Consider the following 19546-nt stretch of genomic DNA (forward strand, 5'->3'; position numbering starts at 1 on the left):
CTGCCCGAAATCAGCTGCAGCCGCTGGTGGAGCCGCAGCCCTCGCAGACGTAGCAGCTACCGGCGGGGCGCATCTTGGTGCCGCAGGTCATGCAGAGCGGCGCGTCGGCGGTGCGACCCTGGTGGGACTCCAGGGAGCCGACCCGAGGAGCCTCCGCGGGTGCCGCCTCGGGGCGGGGCTGCGGCTCCTCGATGGGGGCCGAGGTGGCGAGTTCGGCGATGACCTCGTCGGTGTGGATCGGGGCCGGGTCCTCACCGCGCTGCTGGGCGGCGCGCTCGGAGGCGGAGAAGATCCCGAGGGCGGCGCGGTCGTCGTAGGGCAGGTGGTCCAGGGCCAGGCGGCGGAAGATGTAGTCCATCACCGAGGCGGCGATGCGGACGTCCGGGTCGTCGGTCATGCCGGCCGGGTCGAAGCGCATGTTGACGAACTTGCCGACGTACGTCTCCAGCGGCACCCCGTACTGCAGCCCGATGGAGATGGCCACCGAGAACGCGTCCATGACGCCCGCGAGGGTCGAGCCCTGCTTGGACATCTTCAGGAAGACCTCGCCGAGGCCGTCGTCGGGGTAGGACGAGGCGGTCATGTAGCCCTTGGCGCCGCCCACGGTGAAGCGGGTGGTGGTGCTGGGGCGCTGGTTCGGCATCCGGCGCCGGGTCGGGCGGCTGATCTCCACGACCTGGATCGCCGGCTCGGCGGGTGCCTCCTTCTCCTCGGCCTTCCTGCCCGAGGCCGAGAGGGGCTGGCCGACCTTGCAGTTGTCGCGGTAGACGGCCAGGGCCTTCAGGCCGAGCTTCCAGCCCTCCATGTAGACCTGCTCGATGTCCTCGATCGTCGCGGACTCGGGAAGGTTGACCGTCTTGGAGATGGCCCCGGACAGGAACGGCTGGGCCGCGGCCATCATGCGGACGTGACCCATGGGAGCGATCGCGCGCTCGCCCATGGCGCAGTCGAACACCTCGTAGTGCTCGCGCCGCAGGCCGGGGGCGTCGACGACGTGGCCGTGCTCGGCGATGAACTCGACGATCGCCTCGACCTGCTCCTCCTGGTAGCCGAGCCGCCGCAGCGCGCGGGGAATCGTCTGGTTGACGATCTGCATGGAGCCGCCGCCGACGAGCTTCTTGAACTTGACCAGAGCGAGGTCGGGCTCGATGCCGGTGGTGTCGCAGTCCATCATCAGGCCGATGGTGCCGGTCGGGGCGAGGAGCGAGGCCTGGGCGTTGCGGTAGCCGTTCTTGTCACCGAGCCGCAGGCACTCGATCCACTGCCTGGAGGCCTCTCGGTGGATGGCCCCGTCGATCTCGTCGAACGTGCGCAGGGCGTCGTTCGCGTCGTTGTGCTTGCGCATGACCCGCTTGTGCGCGTCGGCGTTGCGGGCGTAACCGTCGTACGGGCCCACGACCGCGGCCAGCTCGGCGCTGCGGCGGTAGGAGACGCCGGTCATCAGCGAGGTGATCGCCCCGGCGACCGCCCGGCCGCCGTCGGAGTCGTAGGCGTGGCCGGTGGCCATGAGCAGCGCGCCGAGGTTGGCGTAGCCGATGCCCAGCTGGCGGTAGGCGCGGGTGGTCTGGTCGATCTTCTCGGTGGGGAAGTCGGCGAAGGTGATGGAGACGTCCATCGCGGTGATGACCAGCTCGGTGATCTTCACGAAGTTCGCGATGTCGAAGGTCTCGTCGTCCTTCAGGAACTTCAGCAGGTTGATGCTCGCCAGGTTGCACGAGGAGTTGTCCAGGTGCAGGTATTCCGAGCAGGGGTTGCTGGCGGTGATGCGGCCCGTCTCCGGGCTGGTGTGCCAGTCGTTGATCGTGTCGTCGTACTGGACACCGGGGTCGGCGCACTCCCACGCGGCCTTGCCCATCTTGCGGAACAGCTCTCTGGCGTCGATCTTCTCGATGACCTCGCCGGTGAGGCGGGCGCGCAGGCCGAACTCCTCGCCGTTCTCCACCGCGCGCATGAACTCGTCGGAGACGCGCACGGAGTTGTTGGCGTTCTGGTACTGGACGGAGACGATGTCCTTGCCGCCCAGGTCCATGTCGAACCCGGCGTCGCGGAGGGCGCGGATCTTGTCCTCCTCGCGCGCCTTGGTCTCGACGAACTCCTCGATGTCGGGGTGGTCGACGTCGAGGACGACCATCTTGGCGGCGCGGCGGGTGGCGCCCCCGGACTTGATGGTGCCCGCGGAGGCGTCGGCGCCGCGCATGAAGGAGACCGGGCCGCTGGCGGTGCCGCCGCTGGAGAGCAGCTCCTTGGAGGAACGGATCCTGGAGAGGTTGACGCCGGAGCCCGAACCTCCCTTGAAGATCACACCCTCTTCCTTGTACCAGTCGAGGATCGACTCCATCTGGTCGTCGACGGCCAGGATGAAGCAGGCGCTGACCTGCTGCGGCGACGCGGTGCCGACGTTGAACCAGACGGGCGAGTTGAAGCTGAAGACCTGGTTGACCAGGGCGTGCTTGAGCTCGTGGTCGAAGATCTCGGCGTCCTCTTCGGCGGCGAAGTAGCCGTGCTCGACCGCCGTACGCGTGTAGACGCCCACCACCCGGTCGATCAGCTGCTTGAGGCTCCACTCCCGCTGCGGGGTGCCGACCGCGCCGCGGAAGTACTTGGTGGTCACGATGTTCGCGGCGTTGACCGACCACGAGCGGGGGAACTCGACACCGCGCTGCTCGAAGTTGATCGAGCCGTCACGCCAGTTGGTCATGACGACGTCACGGCGCTCCCAGACCAGCTCGTCATAGGGGTGCACACCTGGCGTGGTGAAGATGCGCTTCATCTTCAGGCCCCTACGTGGCCTCTTGCCCCCGCGTGTCACCGCGCCGACAGTCTCCGTCATGACTTCCCCCTCCTGGGGCTCCGTGGAACCCTCGAATCGGACCACACCAACGCGCCGCCTCACCCCCGGCGCCCGGGGTCTGCATCAGTCCTGCTTGGTGGAGCGCTCCGCGCGGAGCTGCTCGATCTCCGCCTCGAAGTCGGCCAGCGTCTCGAACCCCCGATAGACGGAGGCGAACCGCAGGTACGCCACCTCATCCAGCTCGCGGAGTGGGCCCAGGATGGCCAGCCCGACCTCATGAGCCGCGATCTCGGCGCATCCGGTGGCCCGGATGCTCTCCTCGACCCGCTGGCCCAGCTGCGCCAGGGAATCCTCACCGACGGACCGCCCCTGGCACGCCCGCCGGACCCCGGCGATCACCTTGTCCCTGAAGAACGGCTCCGTCACACCGCTGCGCTTGCTCACCATGAGCAGGACGGTCTCCTGCGTGGTGAATCTGCGCCCGCACTCCGAGCACGTGCGCCTGCGGCGGATGGCCCCACCGTCCTCGGTGGCCCGGCTGTCGATGACTCGCGTGTCCAGATGGCGACAGAACGGACAATGCACGCGTGTCGCCTCCTTGACCTACCGAAGCGGCCGACCCACCTCACCTACCCATGACACGCACGCCCAGACGCTCGCGCACACATCTTCGAATAGTCGAGATGCGGTAATGGAAACACAATCTGTGGTGAAGGGTTGCGATGCAGCCACTAGATGTTGTGGTCCAACCGTAGAAGTGCTCGACCATGAACGCAAGTTGAAACGACCTTGTCGCACGAAGTCGCTGATCAGCCGTCACATTCCGGCGTGTCGCCGCCCGAGCGAGACCCCTCTCACCCCGGGCGCCCCTTCCCTCACAATCGTCCCAGCCGACCTGTCAGGCGAGGCCTCTCACGCACCTCTCCTCACACGTGCCGCCGACCGGCTCACCCCAGGGGGACGAGGCCCTCGGGGAGATAGAGCCGATCCCCCGGCCGAACCTCGGAGCCGGAGAGCCCGTTGAGGTCCATGATGCGACGGACCGCCGGGCCGGTGTCCGCCTCCTCCGTCAACGCGTCCGCTATCTCCCACAGCGTGTCGCCCGCGTGCACCGTGATCCGCGGCAGGCCCTCAAGACCCGCCCGCTCGCCCGCCGAGGCCATGTCGATGCGCCCGCCGATCCAGAGCACCGCCAGGGTGAACAGCGCGAGCACCGTCACCGCCACGATCCTGCCACGCCGGGTGAGCCGAAGTGGCCGTCGGGCGGCACCGGGACGGCGAGTGCCCACCGCGGGCGCCGTCGCCGATCTCGGCGCCCGCCTCGGCCCGTTTTCACGACCGGACCCTCGCCCCGGCTCACGGCCGGGCCGGCGCATCCGCTCGCGCCCGAACGACTGCCCCGCCTCACGGCCGGATCCCCACCCCGACTCGCGTCCGGGCCTTCGCCACGGCCGCCCCGGCTCGCGCCCGGACTTTCCCGCGGGCTCACGCCCGGACTTTCGCGACACCTGCCCCGGCTCACGGCCGGGCTTTCTCACGGACTCACGCCCGGACTCCCGTCGCGGCTCGCGACCTGACCCTCGTCCCGGTTCGCGACCTGACCCCCGCCTCGGCTCACGCTCGAACGTCCGCTCGGGCGGCTCCTGCCCGGCCCCTCGTCCCGGCTCACGCCCGAGGCGCGGCCTCGGCACAGGATCCCACCCGGACTCCCGCCCGGATTCCCGCCCTGGCCCGGCCTCGGACCTTCGCGCGGACTCCGGCGCGCAACCTGGCTCCGGCTCCGGTCTCGGGGGCGGCACGAGCCGCAGGGGCGGCGCCCCCGGTGATCGCCGCGCCGCCCGGGACCTCGGCGCGATCCTGGATCGTGGTGTCGTCGCGGTCGGTTTCACGGTGCCCCCCATCCCCTCGACCTGGCCGAACACATGTCGAAGAAAGATCGGTGAATCGAACACGATGTCGATCGAACTCCCGTACGATGTTGTACACCACGGCGTCGCCGATTTCGAGGACATTCGAACAATTGTTTGAGTCTGATCTTCGGCCAAGGTATGGTCGCTGTGTGCGACGTGTTAGATACAGACCGGGAGGCGAGGAGTTCGTATGAGCCAGCACAACGAGAACGGTTCGGCCGCCAGCGACCTGGCGGTGCGAAGGCGTGACTCCCTTGGCCTCACCCCCAGGCAGCGGAAGATCCTTGAGGTGATCCGCGACTCCGTGCAGCAGCGCGGCTACCCGCCGTCCATGCGGGAGATCGGCGAGGCGGTGCAGCTCACCAGCACCTCCAGCGTGTCGCACCAGCTGACGGCTTTGCAGCGCAAGGGCTACCTGCGGCGTGATCCGCACCGCCCCCGTGCCCTGGAGGTGCGCCTTCCCGGCGAGCCCGTGCTGTGGGTGGATCCCGACTCCGGCGACGACGAGGCTCCGGTCAGCCGTCCGACCGCCGCCTACGTGCCCCTCGTCGGCCGGATCGCCGCCGGTGGCCCCATCCTCGCCGAGGAGAGCATCGAGGACGTCTTCGCCCTGCCCAAGCAGCTTGTCGGCGAGGGCACACTCTTCCTCCTCCAGGTGACCGGTGACTCGATGATCGAGGCCGCCATCGCCAACGGCGACTGGGTGGTCGTACGCCAGCAGCCGGTCGCCGACAACGGCGACGTGGTCGCGGCGATGATCGACGGCGAGGCCACGGTCAAGACCTTCAAGCGTAGAGACGGCCATGTCTGGCTGGTCCCGCACAACCCCAACTACGACCCGATCCCCGGTGACGAGGCCACCGTGCTCGGCAAGGTCGTCGCGGTCCTCCGCAAGCTCTGACGCGAGCGTCCCGCACAGGCTCGCGACCGCCTTCCACAGGCTCTGGGACGCGGACTCCCAACCACCGAACCGCACCGTTCCGACGCGAGCTTCGAACCACGCGCTCCAACCTCCGCGCGACACGCCGGAGGACGCGCGACACGCCGGATGGGTGGTGTCCCGAGGCCGGGACACCACCCATCCGGCGTTTTTCAGGTGACGGGGTCCGGGGAAGCCTCCGCGCCGGCGGGCACGGAGCCCTCGCCGACCTCCCGTCGGCATGGTCCCGGTTCACGTGGCCGCGGGAGCCCGTCCGTTGACGTGCCTACGAAAGCCCGCCCTGACACCCGTACGGGAGCCCACTCGTTGACATGGGCAGCCCGCCTGCTGACGTCCACGCGGGAGCCTCCCGTCGACGTGGGCACGGGAGACCGCCTGTTGAGGTGGGCGCGGGGACACACCGGTCGATCCGTCGCGCTCGGGGCACCCCTTGGACGGGCGCCCCGAGTGCCCGCAGCGACCCCGAGACCACGCGGAATGGCTCCCCGGCCGCCTACGGGACGATGTTGACCAGCTTGGGCGCGCGGACGATCACCTTGCGCGGCGTGCCCGACAGGAAGGACCGGACCTTCTCCGACGCCAGGGCCAGCGACTCCAGGTCCGTCTCGGAGATCTCCGGGGAGACCTCCAGCCGGTCGCGCACCTTGCCCGCGACCTGGACGACACAGGTGACCGAGTCCTGGACCAGCAGCGCCGGGTCGGCCACCGGCCAGCCCGCGGTGGCGACCGAGGCGGCGTGTCCCAGCCGCTCCCAGCCCTCCTCCGCCGTGTACGGCGCGACCAGGGACAGCATGACCGCCAGGGTCTCGGCGGCCTCCCTGACCGCCGGGTCGGCGGCGCCGGGCCCGGAGTCGATGGCCTTGCGGGCCGCGCTCGTCAGCTCCATCATCCGGGCCACCGCGACGTTGAAGCGGTGGGAGTCGACCAGCTTGGTGACCTCGTCGATGGTGTGGTGGACGACCTTGCGCAGGTTCAGGTCTCCCGCGGTGACGTCGACGCCGGGCGCGGAGGCCGCGCCGGCCTCGGCCATGACGCGGAACGCGCGGGCCAGGAACTTCTGCGAGGCCGCCGGGGAGACGTCGGCCCAGTCGATGTCGTCCTCGGGCGGCCCGGCGAAGACGACGGTCAGCCTGACCGCGTCGACACCGTGGGCGTCGATCTGCTGCCCCAGGTCGACGCCGTTGCCCAGCGACTTGGACATCGCCTTGCCCTGGTTGATGACCTGCCCCTGGTTCAGCAGGCGGGTGAAGGGCTCGACGAAGTCGACCATCCCCATGTCGTGCAGGACCTTGGTGAAGAACCTGGAGTACAGCAGGTGCAGCACGGCGTGCTCGACGCCGCCGATGTACTGGTCGATCGGCCCCCACCTGCGCACGCGCTCGACGTCGAACGGGCCCTCGTCGTAGGCCGGGTCGACGTAACGCAGGAAGTACCACGAGGAGTCGACGAAGGTGTCCATCGTGTCGGTGTCGCGCCTGGCCGGGCCGCCGCACTTGGGACAGGAGACGTTGACCCAGTCCTCGGCAGAGGCCAGCGGGGAGACGCCCTTGGGCGCCAGGGCCTCGCCGCGCATGTCGGGCAGGGTGACGGGCAGCTGGTCGTCGGGGACGGGGACCTCGCCGCAATCGGCGCAGTGGATGATCGGGATCGGACAGCCCCAGAAGCGCTGGCGGGACAGCAGCCAGTCGCGCAGCCGGAAGTTGACCGTGAAGTGGCCGGTGCCCCGCTCGCTCAGCACCTCGATGATCTTCCGGATCGCGTCGGCCTTGGTCAGGCCGTCCAGCGGGCCGGAGTTGACCATCGCGCCGTCACCGGCGGTGGCGACGCCGGTCTCGCCGGGATCGGCCAGGCCGGTGTGCACGACCACCCGTACCGGCAGGTCGAAGGCGCGGGCGAAGTCCAGGTCGCGCTGGTCGTGCGCGGGCACGGCCATGATGGCGCCGTGGCCGTAGTCGGACAGCACGTAGTCGGCCGCCCAGACCGGCATGCGCTCGCCGTTGACCGGGTTGATCGCGTACCGGCCCAGGAAGACGCCGCTCTTCTCCTTCTCGGTGGACAGCCGGTCGATGTCGGACAGCTTGGACACCTCAACCCGGTAGGCCTCGAACGCCTCACGCCGGTCGTCGGTGACGATCTCCTCGGCCAGCGGCGCGTCCGGGGCGACCACGAAGAAGGTGGCGCCGTACAGGGTGTCGGGCCGGGTGGTGTAGACGGTGACCGGCTCGTCACGGCCCTCGATCACGAAGTTGACGTCGGCGCCCTCGGACCGGCCGATCCAGTTGCGCTGCATCGTCAGCACGCGCTCGGACCAGCCGCCCTCCAGCAGGGACATGTCGTCCAGCAGCCGGTCGGCGTAATCAGTGATCTTGAAATACCACTGGGTCAGCTCGCGGCGGACGACCTCGGCGCCGCAGCGCTCGCACCTGCCGTCCTTGACCTGCTCGTTGGCCAGCACGGTCTGGTCGTTCGGGCACCAGTTGACCAGGCCGCCCTTGCGATAGGCCAGGCCGCGCTCGAAGAAGCGGTTGAACAGCCACTGGGTCCACTTGTAGTACGAGGTGTCGCTGGTGTGCAGGCGGCGGGACCAGTCGAAGGAGATCCCGTAGCGCCGGTAGGAGTTGGCCTGGGTCTCGATGTTGGCGTAGGTCCACTCCGCCGGGTGCGCGTTGTGCTTGATCGCGGCGTTCTCGGCGGGCAGGCCGAAGGAGTCCCAGCCGACGGGGTGCAGCACGTTGTAACCGCGCTGGACCCAGTAGCGGGAGATGACGTCGCCCAGGGCGAAGACCTCGGCGTGTCCCATGTGCAGGTCGCCCGAGGGGTAGGAGAACATGTCGAGCATGTAGCGCCGCTCGCGCGGGTCGGCGGGGTCGTCGGAGGCCCGGAAGGGGTCCAGTTCCTCCCACCTGCGCTGCCACTTGACCTGCAGGGCCTGCGGGTCATAGTGCTGCTCGTCGCTCTGCATGTCGGCTCGCTCGCTCACGTCGATCTTCCTCGGGGTATGCCTGCGTGGATGGTCTGAACCCGTCCGGCCCAATGCAAAAACCCCCCGCTCACGCGGAGGGCAGCCGCATCGGCAGGGCGCTCAGGGACGGGGAAGCCGATGCGGCCCGATAAGCAGGGTCGCGGCACGCATAGGGCAAGACTATCGCAGCCCGCAAGGCGTATTCATGGCCAGGGGAAACAGGGCCGATCACGGTAAACGGGGGACAGGGTCCGGCCAGGTCAGCAGAATGGAGGTTCCCGCACTCGCCGGGACAACGAGACCCGATGGCTATACGCCTGTTGTGACCTCGTATGTCTCTCGCGTTTACTCTTCTAACCGTGGCACATTCAGTAGAGCCGGGGCAGGGCCCGGATCCGATGGAGGTCGGCCTGCCCATGCAGGATCCACCGACCGACCCCACCGGACTCCAGTTCAGGGGGGCGTTCTCCAGTTTCCCTGCGAGCCCCCCCGTCTCACGTGAGACCATGCCCAATACGCCTAATTCGGGCACCCGCGCGGGAGGTAAGGAAAGCATGGCCTCGGAGCAGTCCAGCCAGTCCCACCTGCCTCCGGCATGGCCGGAGGCTGCCGAGCCGTCGGCTCCGTGGACGAACGACCCCCTCGGCACCGGCCCCCGGCTTCCCCGCCCGCAGGACCAGCAGCAGGGCGGCAACGGCTCCTCCTGGCAGACCTCGCCCGGCGGAGGGCAGCGCGCCTCCGCCCCCCAGGCGGACTCCCCCGGCGGCGGCTGGCCCCAGAGCACCCCGCCCCAGAACGACGGCCGTACGCAGAGCCCGCAGGCCGACGGCTGGGCACAGGCATCAGGCTCGCAGGGCGACGGCCGGTCCCAGACACCGGCCCCTCAAAGCAACACCAGCTGGTCGGAGGCTTTCAGCCCGCGCAACGACGGCCGGGCGCAGGCGTCGAACTCCCCCCAGAACGAGGGCTGGTCCCAGGCGTCGAACTCCCAGGGTGACGGCTGGTCCCAGACATCCGGCACACAGGGTGACGGCTGGGCTCAGGCGTCCGGCGCGCAGGGCGACGGCTGGTCCCAGGCATCGGGCTCGCAGGGCGCCGACAACCGGCACCAGACCTCCCCCGGCAACGGATGGCCGCAGCCCTCCCAGGACGGCGACCAGCAGCACGCTCCCCCGGCGGACTCCCCCGGCGGCGGCTGGCCCCAGAGCACCCCGCCCCAGAACGACGGCCGTACGCAGAGCCCGCAGGCCGACGGCTGGGCACAGGCGTCAGGCTCGCAGGGCGACGGCTGGTCCCAGACGTCCGGCACGCAGGGCGACGGCTGGGCACAGGCGTCCGGCGCGCAGAACAACGGCTGGTCCCAGGCGTCGAACTCCCAGGGTGACGGCTGGGCTCAGACACCCGGCACACAGGGCGACGGCTGGGCACAGGCATCGGGCTCGCAGGGCGCCGACAACCGGCACCAGACCTCCCCCGGCAACGGATGGCCGCAGCCCGCCTCCTCCCAGGACGGCTGGGCGCAGGCGTCGGGCCCGCAGGCCGACGGCGACGGCCGCCCCCCGTCCTCCCCCGGCAACGGGTGGTCGCAGTCCATCTCGTCGCAGGACGGCAACGGTCAGCACACCCCGGTTCCCCCGGCGGACCCCCCCGGCGGCAGCGGCTGGGCACAGGCCACCACCCCGCCCAACGACGCCTGGCCCGGCACCCCGCCCCAGAACGACGGCCGTACACAGAGCCCGCAGGCCGACGGCTGGGCACAGGCCACCAGCCCGCAGAACAACGGCTGGGCGCAGGCGTCCAGCCCGCAGGGGAACGCGCACCGGCAGGGTTCCGGTGCGGCGGGTGAGACGTGGCAGGGTTCCGGTGCGACGGGGCACGACGCCTCCGGCCGGCCCCCTGGGGAGCACAACGGATGGTCGCCGGCACAGGCGGAGAACGCCCCATGGCCGCCTACGGCGGGCGGTGGCGCGTGGCCTCCGGCCTCCTCCTCGGGGGCGGGGGCCGCCGAGGCGCAGACCTCGACGTTCACCCCCTCCTGGGCAGGCAACGACGCCCCGGCCGCTCCCTTCGGCGGCGCCTCCCCCGGCACCGCTCAGGGTCCCCCGCCCGGCGGTTCCCCCTTCGGCGCCTCACCTGACGGCGGCGCGAACGGCGCCCCGGACGGCGGCGCGGGCAACGGAAACGCGCGGCGCAGCTACGGCGTGCCGGACAACCCCGCCATGTGGGCCCTGGCCGCGGCGAACGCGGCGGCTCCCAACGCGCCCTCACCTCAGGGAGCCCCTGCTCACCCCGGAGTCGGCCCCCAGCCGGGTCAGCCCCAGCCCGGACAGCCGGGTCACCCCGGACAGCCAGGACACCTGGGTCAGCCCGGACACCCGGGGCAGCCCGGACACCCGGGGCAGCCGGCACACCCCGGCCAGCCGGGACACTCCGGACACCCAGGTCAGCCGGGACACCCGGGTCAGCCCGGACATCACCTGAGCCGTGACCCGTCCGACCCGAACAAGCCGTTCGTCACCGCGGGCCAGATCAGCGGCCCGAAGACGCCTCCGCCGGAGCGCCAGCAGGAGCTGTGGAACACGGTCTTCGGCGACAACTACCAGGCCATCGAGGACGAGGACGATCTCGGGGAGCGGGGCCGACCGGTCTGGATCTTCGCGCTGGCCGGGTCCGTGGTCATCGCGCTGCTCGGCGCGGTGCTCTGGGCGTTCCTGGCCGGGCCGCTGGCCTCCCCCGACGAGGAGATCGCCCCCGACCCCAAGCCCTCGGCGGCGACGACCAAGAAGCCCGCCAAACCCGCCGCCATCGGCCGCCTGCCGCGCTTCGTCGGCGAGGCGTCGCCGGTGGCCGGCACGCTCACCGACCAGCAGGCGGGGATCACCCTGTCCCAGCTCGGCGCCCCCTGGCGGCAGGACCAGCGTCCCACCATGCCCGCCACCTACGGCTTCACGACCCGCCAGTATCTCCCGGCGGGCACGGACTCCACGGGCAAGACCCAGTTCGCGCAGCTGATGTCGGGCCCGCTCTCGCAGCGTTTGAAGGCCAAGTACACCTCGCCGGAGAACCTCGCCCCGGTGATCAACGCGGTGGCCTCCAGCGGGCGCAACAAGTTCTTCCCCGAGGACAACACCGCCCGCAAGACCGCCCAGCAGACCCTGTCGGTGAACGGCCTGCCGGGCCAGCTCGCCGCGTACGAGATCACCTCGGGCGACTCGAAGACGACCATGGTCGTGGCGGCCGTGAGCACCGGCGCCGACCTGCCCGCGATCGTCTACATGTCGGTGCCGGACAGCAAGAAGGAGCTGCTCCCCGACATCAACACCGTCTTCAAGTCGATCCGCGCGCTGGAGCGGTGAGCACCCCGCCGGTCCGGAAGGCCGGGGAGCCACCGAAAGCCGCGGACGGCTAGAAGGTGCACCTCATGCGCTTGATGCCGTTGATGAAGCTGGAGCGCAGGCGGTCGGGCTCCCCTTCGGAACGGATTTCCGGCAGGCGGGTGAACAGCTCGCGGAACATCACGGTGATCTCGCGGCGGGCCAGGTGGGCGCCGAGGCAGAAGTGCGGACCAGGGCCGCCGAAGCCGATGTGCGGACCCTCGGTGCGCCGGATGTCGAAGCGGTGCGGGTCGGTGAAGACGCTCTCGTCGCGGTTGGCGGCCCAGTAGTACAGCAGGACCTTCTCGCCCTCGCGGTAGCGGTGGCCGTTCATCTCGTAGTCGCGGGTGAGGCTGCGGCGCATCCAGGCGACGGGCGAGGCGAGGCGGACGACCTCCTCGACGGCACCGGGCAGGCGCCCGTCGAGGTCTTCGAGCAGCAGTGCCCGCTGGTCGGGGTTCTCGCTGAACAGGTGCAGGCCGTGCGAGATGGCGTTGCGGGTGGTCTCGTTGCCCGCCACCACCAGCAGGATGAAGAACGAGCCGAGCTCCTGCATCGTCAGCTTCTCACCGTCGATGTTGGCGCTGGTCAGGGCGGTGGTGAGGTTGTCTCCGCCCTCGGCGGCCAGGGAGACGACGAGGTCCTGGAGCCCCTGTCCCGCGCCGAGGAGCAGCTCGGCCGCGCGGCTGACGTCGGCGATGAACTCGGGGTCGCCGCCCGACAGGATGATGCTCGTGGCGTCGAAGACCGCCTGGTAGTGCTCGGGACCGATGCCCATCATGTCGCAGATGATCTTCAGGGGCAGCTTGGCGGCCACCTCGGTCACGAAGTCGCAACCGGGCCCCTTCGCGATCAGATCGTCCACGATCCGCACGGCGGCGGCCTCGACGTCGACCTCGAACTGCTTGATCATCTTTGGCGTGAACGCCCGGGAGACGATCCTGCGCAGCCTCGCGTGCCGGGGATCGTCCATGTTGATCATCGAGCCGAAGTACTCGCCGAAGTCGGGGCCGAGGTCCTGGATGGACGTCGCCCCCCGGCCCGAGGAGAAGACGTCGGGGTGGCGGCTGGCCTCGATGATGTCCGCGTGCCGTACCAAGGCGTAGTAGCCGGCCCCCGGCGGGGCGAAGGGGATCTCAGGCTCGGCGAACAGGATGGGCCCCGGCTGCGCGCGGAGCACCGCGAAGGCGGCCTCCCGCTCGGCCATCGGCCGCTCCCAGAAGGAGATGTCCGACAGGTCGATGTCCGCGAGTGAAACCGTCACGCCAGCCTCCACTAGAACCGCGTTCTGTTTATGGATCCTGCCACAGGACCCTCAGCCCAACCAGCCCGGAACGAGGTCGTCGACTTTCCCGGAGCACTCCAGATGCGGGAAGCGCCCGGCCTGGAGAACATGCTCCACCCTGGAACCCGGCGAAAGGAAGGCCGGAGCCTGGCCTAGCTGGTCCCTCCGGGTGGCCGGTACCCCGAAGGCACCCCGGCGGCCGACGCCACAACGGTCGGCGACTCAACGAGCGTCCCCGCGACCGACGACTCAGCGGTTCAACGGTTCAACGACTCAGCGGTTCAACGACTCAGCGGTTCAGCCACTCGGCGGCGATGAGGTCGGCGGCCCTTTCGGCGATCATGACGGTGGGCGCGTGGGTGTGTCCCCGGGTGATGACCGGCATGACCGAGGCGTCGGCCACCCGCAGTCCGGCGATCCCCCGGACCCTCAGGGCGGGGTCCACCACCGACCCGGGATCGTCGCCCATCCGGCAGGTGCCGACCGGGTGGTAGAGGGTCTCGCTGCGCTCGCGGATCCAGCGGACGAGCTCCTCGTCGGTCCTCGGGCCCCAGTACGGGTCCATCGGGGGGCCCGCGAGCGGCCGGAGCGCCTCGGTGGCGAACAGCTCCCCGGCCTTCCGCAGTCCGGCGACCTGCCGCCGGACGTCGGCCTGCGCCGTCAGGTAGCCGGGGTCGATCACGACGTCCCGGCCGTCCAGCGAGAGGCGTCCGCGGCTCTCCGGCCGGAGCAGGATCGAGGCGATGGTCAGGCCGTGGCCGGGCGGCGGGGTGAGGCCGTGACTGACGAAGGACCCGGGAGCGAAGATCAGCTCGATGTCGGGGGCAGGCTCCTCCTCCGAGGTGCGGATGAACGCCACGGCCTCACCGACGTTGGAGGTGAGCATCCCCCTGCCTCCGGCCAGGAAGCGCAGCAGGTTGCCGGCCGACTCGGCGCCGGCGAGGGTGATCGGCTTGAGACAGTGCAGGAAGACGCCCGAGGCGAGGTGGTCCTGGAGGTTGGCGCCGACCCCGGGCAGCTCGTGGACCGGCTCGACACCTGCGGCCAGCAGCTCGTCCGCCGGGCCGATGCCCGACAGCATGAGCAGGTGCGGCGAGCCGATCGCCCCGGCCGACAGGATCACCTCCCCGCGCGCCCGCGCCACCGCGGTGCCGCCGTCGCCGCCGCCGTACTCCACCCCGGTCGCGCGCCTGTCCTCGACGAGCACCCGGCGCACGCGCGAGGAGGTCAGCACGGTGAGGTTGGGTCGCTTGGCCGCGGGTGCGAGGTAGGCGTCCGCGGAGCTCCAGCGACGGCCCCTGCGCTGGGTGACGGGGGTCGGCGAGCAGCCCTCGTTGGAGGGGCCGTTGAGCTCGTCCAGGCGGGCGATGCCCAGCTCCTCGCAGGCCCGCAGGAACAGCGCGGTGGCGGGGTTCGGGGAGCGCAGCTCCGAGATGTGAATCGGGCCCTCCGTGCCGTACACGTCGCCGCGGTTGGAGCCCGCGCGGCGCTCGGTCCTGCGGAAGTACGGAAGGACCTCCTCGTAGGACCAGCCCGGCACGTTCCATCCGTCGTAGTCGGCGCGGTGCCCGCGCACCCACATCTGGGCGTTCATCGAGGAGGATCCGCCGAGCATCCGGCCACGCGGCCAGTAGAGTTCCCTGCCGGACAGCTCGGGCTGCCCGACGGTGGTGAAGTCCCAGTCGCGCTCGGTCTTGAACAGCCTGGCGAAGCCGGCGGGCATCCGGACCTCAAGTTTCCGGTCGGAACCGCCCGCCTCGATGAGGGCGACCCTCGTACCGGGATCGGCGGAAAGACGGTTGGCCAGCACGCACCCCGCCGACCCCGCGCCCACGATGACGTAGTCGTACTCCACGCTCACTGACCTTTCATCGCACAGACGGCCAGCTCGCCTCCCCGTAAGCGCGCTCTTATCTGCTTACTCCCCCGCGGTTTGCCCGTCAATTTGTCACCGCGTTACCTACCGGCCGGTATCCCGGGCTGCCAGTATGAGCGGGTCAGAGCTTGCTCGGAGGAGGACGCACGATGCTCAACCTGTCGATCGCACTGGAGGACAGCGCCCGGGAGGCCCCCGACCGCACCGCACTGGTCTTCGGTGACCTGCGGCTGCCGTACTCCCTGGTCAACACCGTCGCGAACCAGGTTGCCAACCTACTGGTCTCCCGAGGGATCGGTAAGGGCGACAAGGTGGCGCTGGCCTGCCCCAACCTGCCCTACTTCCCCTTCGTCTACTACGGGATCCTCAAGACCGGCGCCACGGTCGTGCCGCTCAACGTGCTGCTGCAGTCCAGAGAGATCGCCTATCACCTGGAGGACTCCCAGGCCAAGGCGCTGTTCTGCTTCGAGGGCACTCCCGAGCTGCCGCTGGGCGAGCGGGGGAGGGCGGGCTTCGAGGGGGCCTCGGCGGAGCACTTCCTCGTCCTGCCCGCCACCGCGTTCGCCACCGAGTCCGAGTACGGCGAGACACTGTGGGCGGCGCTGGACGGCGTGTCCGGCGAGTTCGAGACCGTGCAGACCGCGCCCGACGACACCGCGGTGATCCTGTACACCAGCGGCACCACGGGCCAGCCCAAGGGTGCCGAGCTCAGTCACCAGAACATGCTGCTCAACGCCATGGTCTCCGACGAGATGTTCCCCCGCACCGAGGGCGGCGACGCCTATCTTGCGGTGCTGCCGCTGTTCCACTCCTTCGGGCAGACCGTCGTCATGAACGCCGGGTTCCGGCGCCGGGGCACCATCGTGCTCGTGCCGCGCTTCGAGCCCGGCCCGGCCCTGGAGCTGATGCGCGCCGAGAACGTCACGCTGTTCGCGGGCGTGCCGACCATGTACTGGGCCATGCTGACGAAGATCCACGCCGACGGCGACGAGGTGCCCACCTCGCTCAGGGTCGCGGTCGCCGGCGGCGCCTCCTCCCCCGTCGAGGTGCTCAAGGACTTCGAGAGGACCTTCGGGATCGGCATCCTGGAGGGCTACGGCCTGTCGGAGACCTCCCCGGTGGCCAGCTTCAACCAGCTGGGCAGGCCCACCAAGCCCGGCACGATCGGCACGCCGATCTGGGGGGTGGAGATGAAGCTGATCGACGGCGACTGGAAGACGATCGAGGGCGAGGGGCCCGGCGAGATCGCGATCCGCGGCCACAACGTGATGAAGGGCTACCACAACCGGCCCGAGGCGACCGCCGAGGTGATGAGGGACGGCTGGTTCCGCACCGGTGACATCGCCACCCGCGACGCCGACGGCTACTACTCCATCATCGACCGGGTCAAGGACATGATCATCCGGGGCGGCTTCAACGTCTACCCGCGCGAGCTCGAAGAGGTCCTGATCACCCATCCCGAGGTCTCCCTCGCGGCGGTGGTCGGCGTCGCCCACGACTCGCACGGCGAGGAGGTCAAGGCGTACGTCATCCGCACCCCCGGCGCGACGGTCACCGAGGACGAGCTCATCGCCTGGGGCAGGGAGAACATGGCGGCGTACAAGTATCCGCGGATCGTCGAGTTCCGCGACTCCCTGCCGATGACCGCGACCGGAAAGATCCTCAAGCGCGAGCTCCGCTGAGGGGCCCGCATCCGCCCGGCCGACGAGGCCGCGGCGGCGGGGCCGGGTTCCGAACGGCACGCGACGTGCCATCCGGAACCCGGCCCCGAGGTGTCAGGCCTGGTAGACCTCGAACTCGGACAGCTGCGCGGCAGGCCAGCCGGTGTTTCCGGTGAAGGTCAGCCGGACGTACCGGGTGGACGTCGCGGAGAACGTGATCGTCACCGCGTTGCCGGAGGCCGGGCTGAAGGAGTGGCCCGCCGATCCGGCGAGCGTCGTGAACGACGTCCCGTTCGCGCTGCCCTGCACCGACAGCGTCTGGGTGCGGGCCTGCCACGCCGCCTGCGGCGGCAGCTTCAACACCACCCTGCCGATCGTCGCCGCCGCGCCCAGGTCGACCTGGATCCACTGCGGGAACGCGTTGTTCGCGCTCTCCCAGTAGGTGTTCGGGTCGCCGTCGACCGCGTTCTGCGGGACGAAGTTCTGGTTGTGGCTGCTCGCCGTCACCGCCTTGCCCCGCGCCAGGTTGGTGTTAGGGGCGGTGTCCGTGGTCACGGTCACGGTGTTCGACGGGGGCGAGACGTTGGGCACCGCGTCATGGGCGGTGACGGTGAAGCCGTACGCCGTCGCGGGGCTCAGCCCGGTCACCGTGTGCGTGGTGCCCTGCACGGTGGCCACGACGGTGCCGCCGCTGCGCACCTGGTAGCCGGCCACTCCCACGTTGTCGGTGGAGGCCGACCACGACAGCGACACGCTGGTGGCCGTCTTCGCGGTCACGGTGAGGTTGCCCGGTGTGCTCGGCGGCTGCGTGTCGCCGCCGGTGGCGGGCCCGTACACCTCCAGCTCACCCAGCTGCGCGGCCGTCCAGCCGGTGTTTCCGGTGAAGGTGAGCTGGACGTACCGGGTGGAGGCGGCGGGGAACACGATCGTCACCGTGTTGCCCGAGGCCGGGCTGAAGGAGTACCCGGCCGGCCCGGCGAGCGTCGTGAACGACGTCCCGTTGACGCTGCCCTGCACCGACAGCGTCTGGGTGCGGGCCTGCCACGCCGCCTGCGGCGGCAGCTTCAGCACCACCCTGCCGATCGTCGCCGCCGCCCCGAGATCGACCCGGAGCCACTGCGGAAACGCGTTGTTCGCGCTCTCCCAGTAGGTGTTCGGGTCGCCGTCGACCGCGTTCTGCGGGACGAAGGTCATGTTGTGGCTGCTCGCCGTCACCGCCTTGCCCCGCGCCAGGTTGGTGGTGTCGCCGCCTCCGCCTCCGATCTTGGGTGGGGTGGGGCGGGTGGGGGTGAGGGGGATCTGGCCCTTGAGCATTCTGCCGCCGTCGCCGGTCAGGCGTAGGTAGTAGTCGGCCGAGCAGGCGGTGCCGTCCTCGTCCAGGGCGAGCATGCCGGAGTTGGCCGGGACGTCGGCGAGGGTTTCGGCGGTCTTGGCGATCTGGTTGCCCTCGTTGTACTCGTCGAACATGGAGATGTAGATGCCTTGTGCGCCGATGCGGACCATGTTGTAGAACTGACGCCACATGAAGTCGCCGTGGCGGCGCTGGCGGGTGGTGACGTCGCCGGGTAGCACGCAGGGTTGGTAGTCGATGCCGTGGGCGTCGCAGTCGGCCTGGTCGGGCAGGTTGACGTTGGTGTGGAAGTGGTCGACGTCGGCGATGGTGCCGATGCGGCCGACCATCCAGGGGGAGATCATGTGGAAGGCGTGGTAGACGTCCAGAAAGCCGGGCCGGGAGTCCTCGACGCCGCGGCGCCAGTGGGTGGGTACCCCGCCCATCACGTAGCAGCCCTGGGCTTTGAACCAGTTGACGACCTCCAGGCAGGGGGCGGGTGCCCAGGGGCGTTTGGGGTCGTTGAAGCCGAAACCCCAGATGCCGACGACGGGTTTGCCGTTCTGCATGGCGTAGGCCGACGACGTGGTGTGGGCCTTCATCTTGTTGAGCCAGTCGGTTTTGATCTCCGGCTGCATGTTCGTCCAGTCGGTGACGTCGTACATGATGTAGTACTTGCGGCCGTTGGCCTCGGCGGCGGTGCGGACCTTGGTGGCCATGGCGTCGCGGGTGGGGCCTTCGCCGCCCATCGGGTTGAAGCGTTGCAGGGCGGCGGTGTCGATGTTGTTCTCGCGCATCCAGCGGAAGTGGGTGTCGACGGTCTGCTGGTCGTAGGAGGAGAACAGGGTGGCGGGCCGGCCGTTGTTGAGGTTGGCGTAGGCGGTGGGGTAGGTGTTGGTGTACTCGCGGGTGTCGGGCCAGCCGACGATGGTGTTGTTGGTGGGTGAGGGGCTTTGGCCCATGTTGGCGCTCCAGTGCCACCAGCCGTTGATGGGGGCGGTGTCGCCCTTGCAGGCGAACCAGCCCTGGTAGCCGACGGTGATCTTCCCGACCACGTCCCCGATCGGGCTGTCGGCGTGGGCCGCGCTGCCCAGCGCGGACAGTAGCTGCGACGACGACACCGCGGCGAGAGCGGACCCGGATGCCACGGAGGTGATGAACCTCCGACGCGAGACGGCCACGTGAACTCCTTTCGTCCGGAGCGGCCATCCGTGCTTCACCGCTCCATCCGGGGGGCGGGGGGTGCCGTGCCGGTGGGCCTGCGCGTTCGGCCCGCGCTCCCCCGCGTGTCACGGAGGGAGCGGGACCTGACCGGGCGACGGCGGCGGACCCCGGCTCACGATACGGAGATCGGTCGCCGGGTCGGCCGGGGCGAGGAGCACCACGGCCCGCTCCCTCCCGCCGGGAACACGTCCCG

10 protein-coding genes are annotated in these 19546 nt (G+C 70.1%); 3 read left to right on the plus strand and 7 right to left on the minus strand.

Annotated elements, in window-relative coordinates; translation table 11 throughout:
- Positions 1–10 precede the first annotated feature (10 nt).
- The 3 genes from OG587_RS41360 to OG587_RS41370 form a co-directional block, all read right to left on the minus strand.
- Positions 11–2830, minus strand: a complete 2820-nt coding sequence (locus tag OG587_RS41360) for a vitamin B12-dependent ribonucleotide reductase (protein ID WP_329084302.1) — start codon at positions 2828–2830, stop codon at positions 11–13.
- An 84-nt stretch (positions 2831–2914) separates the two neighbouring features.
- Positions 2915–3376 (minus strand): transcriptional regulator NrdR, encoded by a 462-nt coding sequence (gene nrdR, locus OG587_RS41365; RefSeq protein ID WP_329084303.1) that lies wholly within the window; start codon positions 3374–3376, stop codon positions 2915–2917.
- A gap of 362 nt (positions 3377–3738) precedes the next feature.
- Entirely contained in the window at positions 3739–4011 is a 273-nt protein-coding gene (locus tag OG587_RS41370; RefSeq protein WP_329084304.1) for a LysM peptidoglycan-binding domain-containing protein, read from the minus strand.
- 880 nt (positions 4012–4891) lie between these two features.
- On the opposite strand from OG587_RS41370, the gene lexA reads away from it, so the two are divergent.
- Positions 4892–5602 (plus strand): transcriptional repressor LexA, encoded by a 711-nt coding sequence (gene lexA / locus OG587_RS41375; RefSeq protein ID WP_329084305.1) that lies wholly within the window; start codon positions 4892–4894, stop codon positions 5600–5602.
- Between the two features lie 532 nt (positions 5603–6134).
- On the opposite strand, the gene leuS is transcribed toward lexA, so the two are convergent.
- A complete protein-coding gene (gene leuS / locus OG587_RS41380; protein ID WP_329094166.1) occupies positions 6135–8603 on the minus strand; it encodes a leucine--tRNA ligase in 2469 nt (822 codons plus the stop codon).
- A gap of 554 nt (positions 8604–9157) precedes the next feature.
- Between leuS and OG587_RS41385 the strand changes: the two genes are divergently transcribed.
- Positions 9158–11959, plus strand: a complete 2802-nt coding sequence (locus tag OG587_RS41385; protein WP_329084306.1) for a hypothetical protein — start codon at positions 9158–9160, stop codon at positions 11957–11959.
- Between the two features lie 49 nt (positions 11960–12008).
- On the opposite strand, the gene OG587_RS41390 is transcribed toward OG587_RS41385, so the two are convergent.
- On the minus strand, positions 12009–13241 hold the full coding sequence (locus OG587_RS41390) for a cytochrome P450 (RefSeq protein WP_443075341.1): 1233 nt from the start codon (positions 13239–13241) through the stop codon (positions 12009–12011).
- A gap of 310 nt (positions 13242–13551) precedes the next feature.
- Positions 13552–15117 carry a GMC family oxidoreductase gene (locus tag OG587_RS41395; RefSeq protein ID WP_329084307.1) on the minus strand — a complete coding sequence of 522 codons (1566 nt, stop codon included), beginning with the start codon at positions 15115–15117 and terminating at the stop codon, positions 13552–13554.
- Between the two features lie 170 nt (positions 15118–15287).
- Here OG587_RS41395 and OG587_RS41400 point away from each other — a divergent pair, with 170 nt between their 5' ends.
- The gene (locus OG587_RS41400) at positions 15288–16820 is read left to right on the plus strand and encodes a long-chain-fatty-acid--CoA ligase (RefSeq protein ID WP_329084308.1); all 1533 of its coding nucleotides are present in this window, start codon (positions 15288–15290) and stop codon (positions 16818–16820) included.
- A 93-nt stretch (positions 16821–16913) separates the two neighbouring features.
- Here the strand turns inward: OG587_RS41400 and OG587_RS41405 are convergent, their stop codons facing one another.
- On the minus strand, positions 16914–19310 hold the full coding sequence (locus tag OG587_RS41405) for a discoidin domain-containing protein (RefSeq protein ID WP_329084309.1): 2397 nt from the start codon (positions 19308–19310) through the stop codon (positions 16914–16916).
- Positions 19311–19546 lie beyond the last annotated feature (236 nt).

It is taken from the genome of Streptosporangium sp. NBC_01469, assembly GCF_036227305.1.
Classification (GTDB): Bacteria; Actinomycetota; Actinomycetes; order Streptosporangiales; family Streptosporangiaceae; genus Streptosporangium.

What these genes read in the sequence shown, in the direction of transcription:
- OG587_RS41360 (WP_329084302.1), bottom strand. Translation starts at nt 2,830, where the DNA reads ATGACGGAGACTGTCGGCGCGGTGACACGCGGGGGCAAGAGGCCACGT.
- lexA (WP_329084305.1), top strand. Translation starts at nt 4,892, where the DNA reads ATGAGCCAGCACAACGAGAACGGTTCGGCCGCCAGCGACCTGGCGGTG.
- leuS (WP_329094166.1), bottom strand. Translation starts at nt 8,603, where the DNA reads ATGCAGAGCGACGAGCAGCACTATGACCCGCAGGCCCTGCAGGTCAAG.
- OG587_RS41385 (WP_329084306.1), top strand. Translation starts at nt 9,158, where the DNA reads ATGGCCTCGGAGCAGTCCAGCCAGTCCCACCTGCCTCCGGCATGGCCG.
- OG587_RS41400 (WP_329084308.1), top strand. Translation starts at nt 15,288, where the DNA reads ATGCTCAACCTGTCGATCGCACTGGAGGACAGCGCCCGGGAGGCCCCC.